The following is a 13638-nucleotide window of genomic DNA, read 5'->3' on the forward strand; positions in this document are numbered from 1 at the left end:
GCCATGACGGCGGAGATTGCGGCATGCTAGTAACAAGCGATGTCCAAGCCCGGTCCCATAACCGCCAAGCCGCTTTCCGTCCTGCTCAGCGACGTCTTTTCGGACGCCTATGCGAGGCAGGGCTTTGCCGCGCGGGAGTTGGTGACCCGCTGGGCGGAGATCGCGGGCAATGACATTGCGGCCCACGCGGAGCCCTTGAAGATGCAATGGCCGCGGCCGGTCGAGGGCCAGCCGCAGGAACCGGCGACGCTCGTGCTGCGGGTGGAGGGGCCGATGGCGCTGGAAATCCAGCACCGCTCCGACGTGATCCTGGAGCGGGTCAATCGCTTCTTCGGCTGGCATGCGGTGGGGCGGATCGCGCTGCGGCAAGCGCCGCTGTCGCGCCGGGACCGCCGCCCGGCCCCGCGCCCACCGGATCCGGCCGCCGTGAAAAAAGTCGCTGATACCCTGTCGGCGGTCGAGGACGAGGCGCTGAAGGAGGCGCTGGCCCGGCTCGGGGCCGCGATCAAGCGAAATTGACATTTTTCGAAGGAGCCGGCGGCAAAGCCCGCCATTGCCACGCTGACCGTTTTTGGCTAGCGAACGGCGTCTCAATTGGAACCCTCTGTCTTTGGGCGCGGATGCGCCAATCCGGGAGTTGACCGTTGATTATCACCCGCCGCGCCTTCACAACCGCCCTGTCCCTGACTGGCCTCGCCACGCTGGTCGGCTTCTCGCCGCTGCGGCTGATTCCGAGCGCCTTTGCGCAAAGCGCGACCGACGTCGCAAAACCGCAGTCGCTGCCGGACATGGCGCTGGGACCGGCAGACGCCAAGGTGACTATCACCGAATATGCCTCGATGACCTGCCCGCATTGCGCGGCCTTCAATGAACAGGTGTTCCCGAAGATCAAGGCGGAGTTCATCGACACCGGCAAGGTGCGGTATGTGTTCCGCGAGTTCCCACTCGACATCAAGGCGGCTGCCGGCTCCATGCTTTCGCGCTGCATCGCCAATGGCGATGCCAACAAATATTTCGCCGTCACCGACCTCCTGTTCAAATCGCAGAGCGATTGGGTGATGAAAAATACCACCGAGAGCCTGACCCGAATCGGCAAGCAGGCTGGCCTCAGCCAGCAGCAGGTGGAAGACTGCCTGAAAGATCAGGCGCTGCTCGACAAGATCGCCGCGGATCAGAAATACGCCAGCGACGTATTGAAGGTCGATTCGACACCGACCTTTTTCGTCAACGGCGAGAGGATCAAGGGCGAAACCTCGATCGAGGAGTTTGAGAAGAAGATCAACCCGCTTCTCAAGAGCTGATTCCTCCACAGGATTTAGCGCATACCATAAGCCTCGCAAAAGCCTTGGGAAAAGCGCCTCACGCAGGTTGCTCTGAGGGCGCGGCGCAGCCATTGTCCCGGCCCTGAAGCGGCGTGTGGGGCGCATCGCGCCCCGCCCGAACTGCCTTCTATGGTATTGTCGGGCAAGGTAGATTCGCGCCCTGCCAACAGAGAATGCGAGATTTATGAAACTCACGCGTCTTCGGCTTCACGGTTTCAAGTCGTTCGTCGAACCCACTGATTTCATGATCGAACCCGGCCTCACCGGGGTTGTCGGTCCGAACGGCTGCGGCAAATCCAACCTGGTCGAGGCGCTGCGTTGGGCGATGGGCGAGACCTCGCACAAGTCTCTCCGTGCCGCCGACATGGATGCGGTGATCTTCGCCGGCTCCGGCAACCGCCCGGCGCGCAACCATGCCGAAGTGGTAATGACGATCGACAATGCTGATCGCACCGCGCCAGCGGCCGTCAACGACAGCCAGCTGCTCGAAATCTCACGCCGCATCGAGCGCGAGGCCGGCTCGGTCTACCGCATCAATGGCCGCGACGTGCGCGCTCGCGACGTGCAGCTGTTGTTTGCCGATGCCGCGACTGGCGCCCGCTCGCCGGCGCTGGTTCACCAGGGCAAGATCGGCGAGATCATCCAGGCCAAGCCCGAGCAGCGCCGCCGCGTGCTGGAAGACGCCGCCGGCGTCGCCGGCCTGCACGCCCGCCGCCATGAGGCGGAACTCCGCCTGAAGGCGGCAGAGACCAACCTCACCCGGGTCGAGGACGTGATCGGCCAGCTCGCAGGGCAAATGGACGGCTTGAAGAAGCAGGCGCGCCAGGCGATCCGCTACCGCGAGGTCGCCGCCAAGGTGCGCAAGGCCGAGGCCACACTCTATCATCTGCGCTGGATGCAGGCGCATGCGGATGTGAACGACGCCGCGCAGCAGCACGAGCTGACCGTGCGCGACATGGCCGAGCGCACCCGCGAGCAGGCGGAGGCCGCCCGCATCCAGGCGATCCGCGCGTCAGAGCTGCCGGCCCTGCGCGATGCCGAGGCGCGCTCAGCCGCCACCCTGCAGCGACTCAACAATGCGCGCGACATGCTCGACCGCGAGGAGGAGCGCGCCAAGGAACGTGTCGGCGAGCTCGACCGACGGCTCAACCAATTCGCCGCCGACATCGCCCGCGAGCGGCAGCAGACCTCGGATGCCGATGTAGCGCTGCAGCGGCTGGAGACCGAAGACACCGAGCTCAAGGAAGAGATCAAGTCTCGCGTCGAGCGGCGCAGCGGTCTCGACGAGCGCGTGGCCGAAGCGGAAGCGACGCTGGCCGGCTCCGAGCGGATGTTCGCCGAGCTGACAACGGCACTCGCCGATCTCACCGCCAGGCGCAACCAGCTCGAGGCGAGCGTGCGCAGCCACCGCGACCGCTTGGCGCGGCTCGACCAGGAGATCGCCAACGTCACCCGCGAGGAGGAGAAGCTCGCCCAGGAGACCGGCGGCTTCGGCGACCTCGACACGCTCGCCGCAGCCATGGAGAGCGCGCAGGAAAACCGCCTGCAGGCCGAGATGGCCGCCCAGGCGAGCGAAGCCGCGCATGTCACCGCGCGCCAGACGCTGGATGCCTCCCGCGCCCCGCTCTCCGAGGCCGAGAAGCGGGTGCAGCGGCTGGAGACCGAGGCGCGCACGATCGCAAAGCTGGTCACCGGTGCGACCAAGAATCTGTGGCCCCCGATCATCGACGGCGTCACCGTCGAGAAGGGGTTTGAGAAGGCGCTGGGCGCGGTGCTGGGCGACGATCTCGACGCGCCGGTCGATGCGTCGGCACCGATGCGCTGGACGCTGGTCGGCCCGGCCAGCGAGGACCCGTCGCTGCCTGAAGGTGTCGAGCCGCTGGCGGCGCGCGTGCAGGCGCCGCCGGAGCTGGCGCGACGCCTCGCACAGATCGGCGTCGTCGCCAAGGAACGCGGCGCGGAGTTCGCCGCACAATTGAAGGTCGGTCAGCGGCTGGTGTCGACCGACGGCGACGTCTGGCGCTGGGACGGCTTTGTCGCGGCGGCCCATGCACCGACCGGCGCGGCGCGACGGCTTGCCGAACGCGCGCGCCTGGTCGACATCGAGAACGAACTGGAGCAGGCGAAGAACGATCTCGCCACCAAGCGCCAGGCGCTGGAGATGGCGGAGGCTGAGCTGCGCGCTGCCGCCTCGACCGAAAGCGGCGCGCGCGAGTCCTGGCGCGCCGCCCAGCGCGAGGCCGATGCCGCGCGCGAGCGCCATGCGGCGGCCGAGCGCGAGATCAACCGCCACGCCGCGCGCAAATCGGCGCTCACCGAGGCCCGCACCCGTCTTGAAGCCGACCTCACCGAAGCCTATGCCGCGCATCAGAACGCGACCACGGCGCTCGAGGAGATGCCGGCCAGCGTCGAGACCGAGCAGCAGCTCGCTGCCGTGCGCGGCGAGATCGAGGGCCATCGCCGGCTCGCCGCGCAGGTCCGCGCGGAAGCGCAGGCGCTGGCCCGCGAGGCCGAGCTTGCCGACCGCCGCGTACAGGCGATCGTCGCCGAGCGCAATCAATGGCAGAACCGCAAGACGAGCGCGGGCTCCCAGATCGAGACCATCGAGGCCCGCATCACCGAGGTGACGGCCGAGCGCGCGGAACTCGAAAACGCGCCGGCGTTCTTTGCCGAGAAGCGCAGCGCGCTGATCAGCGAGATCGAGCACGCCGAGAACGACCGCCGCGTCGCGGCCGATGCGCTTGCGGCCGCTGAAACCGCGATGGCCGAGACCGACCGCGCTGCGAAGGCCTCGCTGGAGGCATTTTCGACCGCGCGCGAAGCGACCGCCCGCGCCGAGGAGCGGATGGAAGGCGCGCGGCGCCGGCTCGCCGATATCGAGCGCGAGATCCACGACATGCTGGAGATCGAACCGCAGGGCGTCGCAGCCCTTGCCGAAATTGAGCCGAACACCGAGCTGCCGCCGCTCGCCGAGATCGAGGAGAGTCTGGAAAAGCTGCGCCGCGACCGCGAGCGGCTGGGTGCTGTGAACCTGCGCGCGGAGGAGGAGTTGCAGGAGGTCGAGACCCAACACACGACCTTGGCCACCGAGCGCGACGATCTGGTCGAGGCCATCAAGCGGCTGCGGCAGGGCATCCAGAGCCTCAACCGCGAAGCGCGCGAGCGCCTGGTCGCTTCGTTCGAAAGCGTCAACGCTCACTTCAAGCGGTTGTTCACCGAGCTGTTCGGCGGCGGCGAGGCCGCGCTGCATTTGATCGAGAGCGACGACCCGCTGGAGGCCGGCCTCGAAATCATTGCCAAACCGCCCGGCAAGAAGCCGCAAACGCTGTCGCTGCTCTCCGGCGGCGAGCAGGCGCTTACGGCGCTCGCTTTGATCTTCGCAGTGTTTCTCACCAACCCCTCGCCGATCTGCGTGCTGGACGAAGTCGACGCGCCGCTCGACGACCACAACGTCGAGCGCTTCTGCAACCTCTTGCATGAGATGACCGGCTCGACCGAGACGCGCTTCATCATCATCACCCACAACCCGATCACCATGGCGCGCATGAACCGCCTGTTCGGCGTCACCATGGCCGAGCGCGGCGTGTCACAGCTCGTCTCGGTCGACCTCGAAGAGGCGACCAAGATCCTCGACCAGAACGTGGCGTGACGACATGAGAGTCATTCCGGGGCGATGCCAACGGGTCCGGCCTTTCTGGCCGGCCCGATGACTGGCTCCGCATCGAACCCGGAATATTAGCGGGTGGCGTCATGACTTCTCCCGCCCTTCCCGCCGCGCTGAGAATAGCACTCGACGCAAAGCTCGAGGGGCTTTCCCGCAGCGACGCGGCCGCGCGCGCGGCGGTGATTTCAAAAACCTACCGCGACGGCGGTGGGTCGGGCACGATCAGGACCGAGGTCGACGCGCTCGCTTATGCGCTGGCGCGCATGCCCGCGACCTATGCCGCGGTTACTGCCTGCCTGAACGCGCTGCTGGAGGTGCGGCCGCACTTCACGCCGCACAGCCTGCTTGACATCGGCGCCGGCCCGGGCACGGCGAGCTTTGCTGCGGCGGAAGCCTTTCCCTCGTTGCAAAGCTTTGCCCTGCTTGACCGCAACAGCGCGTTGCGTGCGCTGGCGAACGAACTCTCCCGCGAGACTGCGCGCATGAACCAGATGACCTACGCCGCGGGCGAAGCGCGCAGCACGCTCGCGCTAGCGGATGCCGCCGATCTCGTCGTCGCAAGCTATGTCATCGGCGAGCTCACCGAGGCCGAGCGGGACGAACTCGTCGCGCTCGCCTGGCGTAAGACCAGCGACACGCTTCTCATCGTCGAGCCCGGTACGCCGGCCGGATATGCGCGGGCCATGGCCGCCCGAGCGCAGTTGACCGCTGGCGGCGCCCATGTCGCCGCGCCCTGCCCGCACGAGTCCGCCTGCCCCCTGGCGCCTCCGGACTGGTGCCATTTCGCCCAGCGCCTCGCCCGCTCGCGCGCGCATAAGCAGATCAAGGGCGCGGAATTGCCGTTCGAGGACGAGAAGTTCTCCTATGTCATCATGACGCGGGCGGCTGTGACGGACCGGCCGGCCCGCGTGCTCGCACAGCCGGCGGTCGGCAAGGTCGAAGTTGCGGCCAAGCTTTGCACGGAGGACGGTGTCGCCATCGCAAGAGTGCCGCGGCGCGACAGGAGCGCCTATGCGGCCGCCCGGCGCTGGCGCTGGGGGGATGGGGTGATGCAGGAAAGTTAACCCATTGAAGGGGTTAACCATTGAACTCGATGCGCCTTGCGCGCGACCAATGCAGTACCCACCTCGCCGCTATCGCCAGCGCCCGCTAGACTGTCCGCATCCAAAGTCCCATCAGGAGCCTTTCCATGTCGACCGGCTGGATCGTTCTCGGCATTATCGTCATTCTCGTGCTGTTCGCCCTCGGCGCCTACAACCGGCTTGTGGCACTCAGCCAGCGCGTCAACCAGGCCTTTGCCGATATCGACGTGCAGCTCAAGCAGCGGCACGATCTGATCCCGAACCTGGTCGAGACCGTGAAGGGCTATGCGGCGCACGAGCGCGGCACACTCGACGACGTCATCAAGGCCCGCAACTCCGCGATGTCAGCACAGGGGCCCGCGCAGGTCTCGGCGGCCGAAACCCAGCTCAGCGGCGCGCTCGGCCGGCTGATCGCGCTGTCGGAAGCGTATCCCGATCTCAAGGCCAACGCCAATTTCCAGCAGCTCGCAAGCGAGCTCTCCGATCTCGAAAACAAGATCGCTGCCAGCCGCCGCTTCTTCAACAACGCCGTTCAGGAATACAACACCGGGATCCAGCAGATGCCGGCCGCCTTGTTCGCCGGCATGTTCGGCTTCACCCGCAAGGATTTCTTCGATCTCGGCGCCAGCCGCACCGAAGTCGAGGCCGCGCCGAGTGTGAAATTTTAGGCCTCATCGGCTCGCTCGACGGGATGCCAGTCACTCCCGTCATTCCGGGGCGATGCGAAGCATCGAACCCGGAATCTCGCTACGCGTCTCCAACTTCGGGATTCCGGGTTCGCGCCGACGGCGCGCCCCGGAATGACGGAGCCTAGTGGAAAGCTGTCATGGCCGCCTACGGTCTCTATACCCATATTGCCGCGAACAAGACCCGCTCGATGGTCCTGCTCGCGGCCCTGTTCCTGCTGGTCTATGTGATCGTCTATGCCGGGGCGCTGGTCATCGAGGTGGTCAACTACGCCGGCGCACCGGCCGACTATTATTTGCGCGCTGGATTGCGCGACCTGATCCGGTCGCTGCCCTATTCCACCGGCGCGGTGGCGCTGTGGATCGTCATCGCCTATTTCTTTCATCAGAAGATCATCGACGCCGTCACCGGAGGCACTGACGTGACGCGGACGGAGCAGCCGCGGCTCTATAATCTCCTTGAAAACCTCTGCATCTCGCGCGGCATCCCGATGCCGAAGCTGAAGCTCGTCGACAGCGAGGCACTCAACGCCTATGCGACCGGCCTCAACCCCGGACAATACGCGGTCACCGTCACCACCGGCCTCTTGAACACACTGAACGACCAGGAGATCGAGGCGGTGCTCGGCCATGAGCTCACCCACATCAGGAACGGCGACGTACAGATGATGGTGATCGCCGTGATCATCGCAGGTGTGGTCGGCTTCTCTGCCGAATTGCTCTTCCGGGGGTTCTTCAATTTCGGCAATTACGGCTGGGGCTGGGGTTCTGGCCGCGGCTCCTCCTGGTCCTCATCATCAGGCTCTTCTTCGTCGTCGGATTCCGGTAGCGGCGACCGTAAGAGCGGCGGTGCTGCGATCCTGATCATCATCCTCGCGGTCGTCCTCATCGTACTCGCCTGGGCGCTATCGCAATTCGTGCGGCTCGCGCTGTCGCGCTCGCGCGAATATCTCGCGGATGCCGGCTCGGTCGAATTAACCAAGAACCCCGATGCCATGATCTCGGCGCTGCGCAAGATCGAGGGTCGCGGCGAGTTGCCTGGTGCGACGTCGGCGGTCATGGAACTGTGTCTCGACAACCCGCGCGAGGGATTTGCCGACCTTTTCGCGACCCACCCTTCAGTTGAGGCGAGGGTGCAGGCGCTGGTGAAATACGCCGGCGGCCATTACATGGCTCCGCTCGCCTTGCCGATGCATCCGTCGGACGAGCAGGATGGCCGGACGAATCAACCGGACAGCGGCCAGCCGCCGCCCCTGCCGCCGGGCCCCTGGAACGATGCTGAAAGCGGCAGCAGCACGCAGGGCGGATCAGCGCCCGCCCCTGGCCCGTGGGGAAATACGGCAGGTAATTCGCCGGGTCCTTGGGGACCGCGTTAGACCTTGACGATTTTTGCGACATCTTGCTCGACAGATCGACAAATTCCGTGCCAATGGCGGAAACGGGCCGCGATTGAATTGAATTATCCCATGTTTCTGCCATGTTCGCGCCCAAAGCAGATATGGGGATTGGCTGATCGGCGTCTCGGTCGGCGTTGGACTTTCTTGAGGGTAGGACATGGCAAAGCCGGCAGTGATCGTGGTGGGCGCGGACAAGGGCGGGGTTGGCAAGACGACGGTCTCACGGACCGTGCTTGACTATTTCAGCGCCAACAACGTGCCGACGCGCGCATTCGACACGGAATCGCCGCGCGGCACATTGAAGCGGTTTCACCCCGACATCACCGAGATCGTCGACATGACGTCGACGGCGGACCAGATGAAGATCTTCGATACGCTCAACACGGTGAGCCCCTCGGTGACCGTGATCGACGTCCGCGCAGGCCTGTTGTCGCCGGCGCTGGCGTCCTTGCGCGACATCGGCTTTCTAGATGCCGCCCGTGCTGGCCAGATCACCTTCGCCGTGTTCCATATACTGGGACCTTCGATTGCGTCGCTCGACGAGATCGCGGAAACCGCGAACTTCATGTCGGGCGCCAAATACTTCCTGGTGAAGAATTTCATCAACAACACCAGCTTTTTCGAATGGGACCAGTCGACCTATAATTCCTATTTCCACCGCATCAAGGACGCGACCGAGCTGACCATCCCGAAGCTCAACGAAATGGCATTCGAGCAGGTCGAGGTGGCCTCCGTCCCGTTCCTGAAATTCGTCGCCAACAAGGGCGTTCGCGACGAGGCCGCGAACTATTCCTTCGTGCTGCGCGGCTATGTCCGGCACTGGCTCGCCAATGTCTGGAGCGAATTCGACCGCATCAAGCTGACCGACATCGTCGGCAGCGGCAAGGTCGGCGTGCGGGGTGGCGAAAAATAATTCGGCCGCCCCCTCGAACAGGGCTGGATCGGGCACGAATTTCACCTGATATAGCGGGAAATGCCCGCTACTCCGGTCTATATTATCTGCTCGCCCCGCCCACAGGTCGGCAAGACCCTGGTCGCGCGCCTGCTGACCGAGTTCCTGCTGCTCAAGAACGGGAAGGTTGCCGCCTTTGACGTCAACCTGAAAGAGCCCTCGCTCCTGGATTATCTGCCCAACGTGACCGAAACGGCGGAGATCGAGGACACCTACGGCAAGATGCAGCTGATGGACCGCATCATCGTCGATGACGGCATCGCCAAGGTGATCGACCTCGGCTTCCACGCTTTCGACGAGTTCTTCAAGATGTCGGAAGAAATCGGCTTCATGAAGGAGGCGGAGCGGCGCCGGGTGACGCCGATCATCCTGTTTGCCGCCGACACCGACCGCGTCTCGGTACGCCAGCACCTGGCGCTGCAAGACCAGATTCCGGCCTCGCGCCTCGTCGTTATCGACAACGAACATGTCGTGCGCGGAGAGTTGCCGGAGTCTTTAGGGATGGGTCGGGTGTTGCGCGTGAGCGCGCTGCCGACGTTCCTCAAAACCTACATCGACCGGCTCACCTTTTCCTTCACCGACTATCTGCGACGTGAGAAGGATTCGTCGACCGAGCTCCATCAATGGGTCCGGCGCAACTATTTTGCCTTACGCGAGCTCGAATTGAGCCTCATCCTGCAGCAATCATAGATTGTCCACCGTGACCAAACCACTTCCATGGCTCTCGCGGGACAGCCAACACTTCCTGATCCGCGGACTGAAAGCCCGGTTCCTCGCCCAGAGGATCGAGTTCCGCCTGATCCGCCAGCATGTGCGCAGCGCCGACACCGTCTGCGACATCGGCGCCAACAAGGGCAGCTTTGTCTTCTGGCTCTCCCGCTGGTGCCGGAACGGACGGGTGGTCGCGTTCGAACCGCAGCCCCAATTCGCGCAACTGGTTGCCAGGCTCGCCAGCGATCTCAAGCTCGACAATGTGACGGTCGAGCAGAAGGCGGCGTTCTCAAAGCCGGGTCAGGCCGATCTTTTCGTGCCGAAAGGCCATTCGCCCGGTGCCTCTCTGGTCAGCAAGACCGTAGGCGCCAGCGACTTCGAAACCATCTCGGTGCCGATGGTCCGGCTCGACGATTATTTCGCTCAACATGAGCAGATCAGCTTCATGAAGGTGGACGTCGAAGGCGCCGAGCTTGACGTGTTCAAAGGGGCCGAGCGCATCCTGCGCGAACAATCACCGCTGCTCATTTTCGAATGCGAGAGCCGTCACCTCGACGGCACGCGCGTCGAGGACGTGTTCGCCTATCTCAACGCGCTTGGCTATGCCGGTTATTTCGTCGCGGGTAGCCAGCTTCTCTCGGTCGCGAAATTCGATGCCGCGATCCATCAGCGCCAGGACGGCGAATGGTTTTGGAAGGCCAAGGGCTACTACAACAATTTCGTCTTCAGCAAAACGCCGCTGCCGGACTCGCAAAGCTAAAGCATGATCCGGAAAAGTGTGTAGCGGTTTTCCGAAAAGATCATGCTTGATCAAAGACCTAAAGCGCGATGACGATTAAACCAAATCTCATCGCGCTTTGGCGCTTTGCGAAGGGTTTCGGCGGTCACGACCCTTCGCTTCTCCCGCCGGGGAGAGGTGAGAAGCCACCAGGCTCAATGCCCCTCGAACGCCATCAGCGTGCGCACCGGCACGTCCATCGCCCGCAGCTTGGCGGCGCCACCGAGATCCGGCAGGTCGATGATGAAGCAGGCCGCGACCACGTTGGCGCCGATCTGGCGCAACAGCTTCACTGCGCCCTCCGCCGTGCCACCGGTCGCGATGAGGTCGTCGACCAGGATGACGCGTTCGCCGGGATGCACCGCGTCCGCATGCATCTCCATCTCGTCGATGCCGTATTCCAGCGAATAGGCGATGCGAATCGTGGTGTGCGGCAGCTTGCCCTTCTTGCGGATCGGCACGAATCCGGCGGAGAGCTGATGCGCCACCGCGCCGCCGAGGATGAAGCCGCGCGCCTCGATGCCGGCGACCTTGTCGATCTTCGAGCCGGCCCAGGGGTTCACCAATTCGTCGACCGCGCGGCGGAAGGCGCGGGCGTCGGCCATGAGCGTGGTGATGTCGCGAAACAGGATCCCCGGCTTGGGATAATCCGGTATGGTGCGAACGGCCGCTTTCAGATCAAGGTCAAAAGTCATGCTCGTCTCTTTCTAGTCGCCGTCATTCCGGGGCGACACAAAGCGTCAAACCTAGAGTGACAAGGAAGCAAAAGGTCTTACACCAATCCGCGTTCAATTCACCGGCTCGCCGAGCCGAAACGCATTCTCCACGATCCGCAGTCCCACCTCATCGCCGAGCGACATCAGCGATTCCGGGTGGAATTGCACGCCGCCGACCGGCAGGCTCTTGTGCTCGATCGCCATGGCGACCCCGTCTTCGGTGCTCGCGGTCACGGTTAGCACCTCGGGCATGGTCTCGCCGGCGACATAGAGCGAGTGGTAACGGCCGATCACAATCTCATTAGGCAGGCTCTGCATCAAGCGTCCACCCCGCACTTGGACCCGCGAGGGCCGGCCGTGCGCGGGATGGGAAAGCTGGCCCAGTTCGCCGCCAAAATATTCGCCGATCGCCTGCACGCCGAGGCACACCCCGAAGATCGGCAGTTTTTTCGCGATCGCCGCATCGATCGTGCCCGAAATCTTGAAATCCTCCGGACGGCCGGGTCCCGGCGACAGCACCAGAAGGTCCCATTTGCGCTGCTTCAGCATATCAAGCGCATGCACGTATCGGACCACCGTGACGTTGGCGCCGACCTGACGGAAATAATCCGCCAGCATGTGCACGAAGCTGTCGTCATGGTCGATCAGGAGCACCTGCTTGCCGCTTCCGGTGGCATCGGGTGCGGTCGATGACAGGGGCTTGGGCGGATCGCCGCGCAGCGCCTGGAACAGCGCCGCCGCCTTGACCTGGCATTCGCGGTCCTCGGCGGCGGGATCGGAGTCAAACAGGCAGGTGGCCCCGACCCGCACTTCGGCCAGGCCGTCCTTCATGCGGATGGTGCGGATGGTGAGGCCGGTGTTGATGCTGCCGTCGAAATTGACGCAGCCGATGGCGCCGGCATACCAGCGGCGCGGCGAACGCTCGTGATCCTCCACGAACTGCATCGCCCACAGCTTCGGCGCGCCCGTCACCGTCACTGCCCAGGCATGGGTGAGGAAGCCGTCGAGCGCATCGAAGCCCGGCCGCAGCATGCCCTCGACATGATCAACGGTGTGGAACAGCTTGGAGTAGGTCTCGATCTGCCGCCGCGCCAGCACCTTGATTGTACCAGGCACGCAGACGCGCGCCTTGTCGTTGCGGTCGACGTCGGTGCACATGTTGAGCTCGAACTCGTCCTTCTCCGAGTTCAGGAGCTGCCTGATCTGCTCGGCGTCGCCGATCGCATCCGTCCCGCGCGCGATCGTACCGGAGATTGGACAGGTCTCGACCCGGCGGCCGTCGGAGCGCACGAACATTTCCGGCGAAGCCGAAACCAGAAACTCGCCGTTCCCGAGATTCATCAGCGCACCATAGGGCGAAGGGTTGATGCGGCAGAGCCTTTGAAACACTTCCGCGGGCGAGCGCTCGCAGGGCTCGCCGAAGAGCTGCCCCGGTACCGCCTCGAACAGATCGCCGCGGGCAAAGGCCGCGCGCGCGATCTCGACGGTCGCCTGGTATTCGCCGGGCGCGTGATCGGCAAATCCCTGACGCGGGGTTTTGGCGTAGATGCTTTCCGCGCTCTCGCGCGGCAGGCCCGCGGTCGACTTACCGTTCCAGGCAAAGTCGTAGCTCAGGACCACGCCACGTGCGGTGGCACGGTCGTAGACGAGGAGTTGGTCCGGCACATAAAGCACGATGTCGCGCTGGTCGGCCTCGCGCTGACGCTTCTGCACGAGGTCCTCGATCTGGAACACGAGGTCGTAGGCGAAGGCGCCGAACAGGCCGAGCAGCGGATCGTCCTTGGCGCCGAAACCTGCGATGAGGTTGCGTACCAGCGACATCGCGCTGGCACGGCGAGTGCGCTGGTCCTCTTCGACCGGCGCCGCGCCGCGAATGATGTGGCCGGCGAGGCGCGCGGTGCTTTTCTCTGTGACAACCACGCAGGGCTCGCGCAAGCTGTCACCCAGGAAGGCGATCAGCACCTCGCCGCGCGCATTCAACGCTGACAGCTTGAAATCGACGCCCCTGGTCTCCAGCACGAGCGGCGGGTTGGCAAAACCGAGGTCGAAGCTTTCGTAGCGGCCGGGCACAGTGGTGCCGGAGGACAGCACCACGCCGCAGCGGCGGTCGAGAAGCTCAATCAGCGCGTCGAGCCGGGTCGCCCCGCCGGAAAACTGCTCCGCCAGCCGCGTGACGGCTAGCCCGCCGTGGGTGCGGTAGTCGTAGCGCTCGGGCAGGGAGAAAACTGTCCTGTTCATGTGATCCTCTTACGAAACTTGCCGAGGGAACGCCACACAGGACAGGGATAAGGCCGCCGCGCTGCGTGGCGGCCTTCGACGATCAGAATTGA

At 64.6% G+C, this 13638-nt stretch carries 11 protein-coding genes; 9 read left to right on the forward strand and 2 right to left on the reverse strand.

Annotated elements, in window-relative coordinates; translation table 11 throughout:
- The first annotated feature begins 39 nt into the window (after positions 1 to 39).
- The 9 genes from A3AI_RS0100825 (at position 40) to A3AI_RS0100865 (ending at position 10574) form a co-directional block, all read left to right on the forward strand.
- On the forward strand, positions 40 to 519 hold the full coding sequence (locus A3AI_RS0100825; RefSeq protein ID WP_024513742.1) for a DUF721 domain-containing protein: 480 nt from the start codon (positions 40 to 42) through the stop codon (positions 517 to 519).
- Positions 520 to 644: 125 nt separating this feature from the next.
- On the forward strand, positions 645 to 1301 hold the full coding sequence (locus A3AI_RS0100830) for a DsbA family protein (RefSeq protein WP_024513743.1): 657 nt from the start codon (positions 645 to 647) through the stop codon (positions 1299 to 1301).
- A gap of 205 nt (positions 1302 to 1506) precedes the next feature.
- The gene (gene smc, locus A3AI_RS0100835) at positions 1507 to 4971 is read left to right on the forward strand and encodes a chromosome segregation protein SMC (RefSeq protein ID WP_024513744.1); all 3465 of its coding nucleotides are present in this window, start codon (positions 1507 to 1509) and stop codon (positions 4969 to 4971) included.
- A gap of 101 nt (positions 4972 to 5072) precedes the next feature.
- The gene (locus tag A3AI_RS0100840; RefSeq protein ID WP_024513745.1) at positions 5073 to 6050 is read left to right on the forward strand and encodes a small ribosomal subunit Rsm22 family protein; all 978 of its coding nucleotides are present in this window, start codon (positions 5073 to 5075) and stop codon (positions 6048 to 6050) included.
- A 125-nt stretch (positions 6051 to 6175) separates the two neighbouring features.
- Positions 6176 to 6736: a LemA family protein gene (locus A3AI_RS0100845; RefSeq protein ID WP_024513746.1), complete on the forward strand. Its 561-nt coding sequence runs from the start codon at positions 6176 to 6178 to the stop codon at positions 6734 to 6736.
- A gap of 158 nt (positions 6737 to 6894) precedes the next feature.
- A complete protein-coding gene (locus tag A3AI_RS0100850) occupies positions 6895 to 8130 on the forward strand; it encodes a M48 family metallopeptidase (protein ID WP_024513747.1) in 1236 nt (411 codons plus the stop codon).
- A gap of 178 nt (positions 8131 to 8308) precedes the next feature.
- Complete coding sequence (locus A3AI_RS0100855; RefSeq protein ID WP_024513748.1) at positions 8309 to 9064, forward strand: P-loop NTPase family protein; 756 nt, start codon at positions 8309 to 8311, stop codon at positions 9062 to 9064.
- A gap of 60 nt (positions 9065 to 9124) precedes the next feature.
- Complete coding sequence (locus A3AI_RS0100860; protein WP_024513749.1) at positions 9125 to 9793, forward strand: hypothetical protein; 669 nt, start codon at positions 9125 to 9127, stop codon at positions 9791 to 9793.
- A 10-nt stretch (positions 9794 to 9803) separates the two neighbouring features.
- Positions 9804 to 10574 carry an FkbM family methyltransferase gene (locus A3AI_RS0100865; protein WP_036047335.1) on the forward strand — a complete coding sequence of 257 codons (771 nt, stop codon included), beginning with the start codon at positions 9804 to 9806 and terminating at the stop codon, positions 10572 to 10574.
- Positions 10575 to 10747: 173 nt separating this feature from the next.
- On the opposite strand, the gene A3AI_RS0100870 is transcribed toward A3AI_RS0100865, so the two are convergent.
- Positions 10748 to 11287 carry an adenine phosphoribosyltransferase gene (locus A3AI_RS0100870; RefSeq protein WP_024513751.1) on the reverse strand — a complete coding sequence of 180 codons (540 nt, stop codon included), beginning with the start codon at positions 11285 to 11287 and terminating at the stop codon, positions 10748 to 10750.
- A gap of 93 nt (positions 11288 to 11380) precedes the next feature.
- Positions 11381 to 13546, reverse strand: coding sequence for an anthranilate synthase component I (locus tag A3AI_RS0100875; protein ID WP_024513752.1), 2166 nt, complete (start codon positions 13544 to 13546; stop codon positions 11381 to 11383).
- Between the last annotated feature and the right edge of the window lie 92 nt (positions 13547 to 13638).

This window comes from Bradyrhizobium sp. Tv2a-2 (genome assembly GCF_000472425.1).
Classification (GTDB): Bacteria; Pseudomonadota; Alphaproteobacteria; order Rhizobiales; family Xanthobacteraceae; genus Bradyrhizobium.

Excerpts from the sequence above, each read along its gene's own strand:
- A3AI_RS0100825 (WP_024513742.1), top strand. The coding sequence starts at position 40 with ATGTCCAAGCCCGGTCCCATAACCGCCAAGCCGCTTTCCGTCCTGCTC.
- smc (WP_024513744.1), top strand. The coding sequence starts at position 1,507 with ATGAAACTCACGCGTCTTCGGCTTCACGGTTTCAAGTCGTTCGTCGAA.
- A3AI_RS0100840 (WP_024513745.1), top strand. The coding sequence starts at position 5,073 with ATGACTTCTCCCGCCCTTCCCGCCGCGCTGAGAATAGCACTCGACGCA.
- A3AI_RS0100845 (WP_024513746.1), top strand. The coding sequence starts at position 6,176 with ATGTCGACCGGCTGGATCGTTCTCGGCATTATCGTCATTCTCGTGCTG.
- A3AI_RS0100850 (WP_024513747.1), top strand. The coding sequence starts at position 6,895 with ATGGCCGCCTACGGTCTCTATACCCATATTGCCGCGAACAAGACCCGC.
- A3AI_RS0100855 (WP_024513748.1), top strand. The coding sequence starts at position 8,309 with ATGGCAAAGCCGGCAGTGATCGTGGTGGGCGCGGACAAGGGCGGGGTT.
- A3AI_RS0100860 (WP_024513749.1), top strand. The coding sequence starts at position 9,125 with ATGCCCGCTACTCCGGTCTATATTATCTGCTCGCCCCGCCCACAGGTC.
- A3AI_RS0100870 (WP_024513751.1), bottom strand. The coding sequence starts at position 11,287 with ATGACTTTTGACCTTGATCTGAAAGCGGCCGTTCGCACCATACCGGAT.
- A3AI_RS0100875 (WP_024513752.1), bottom strand. The coding sequence starts at position 13,546 with ATGAACAGGACAGTTTTCTCCCTGCCCGAGCGCTACGACTACCGCACC.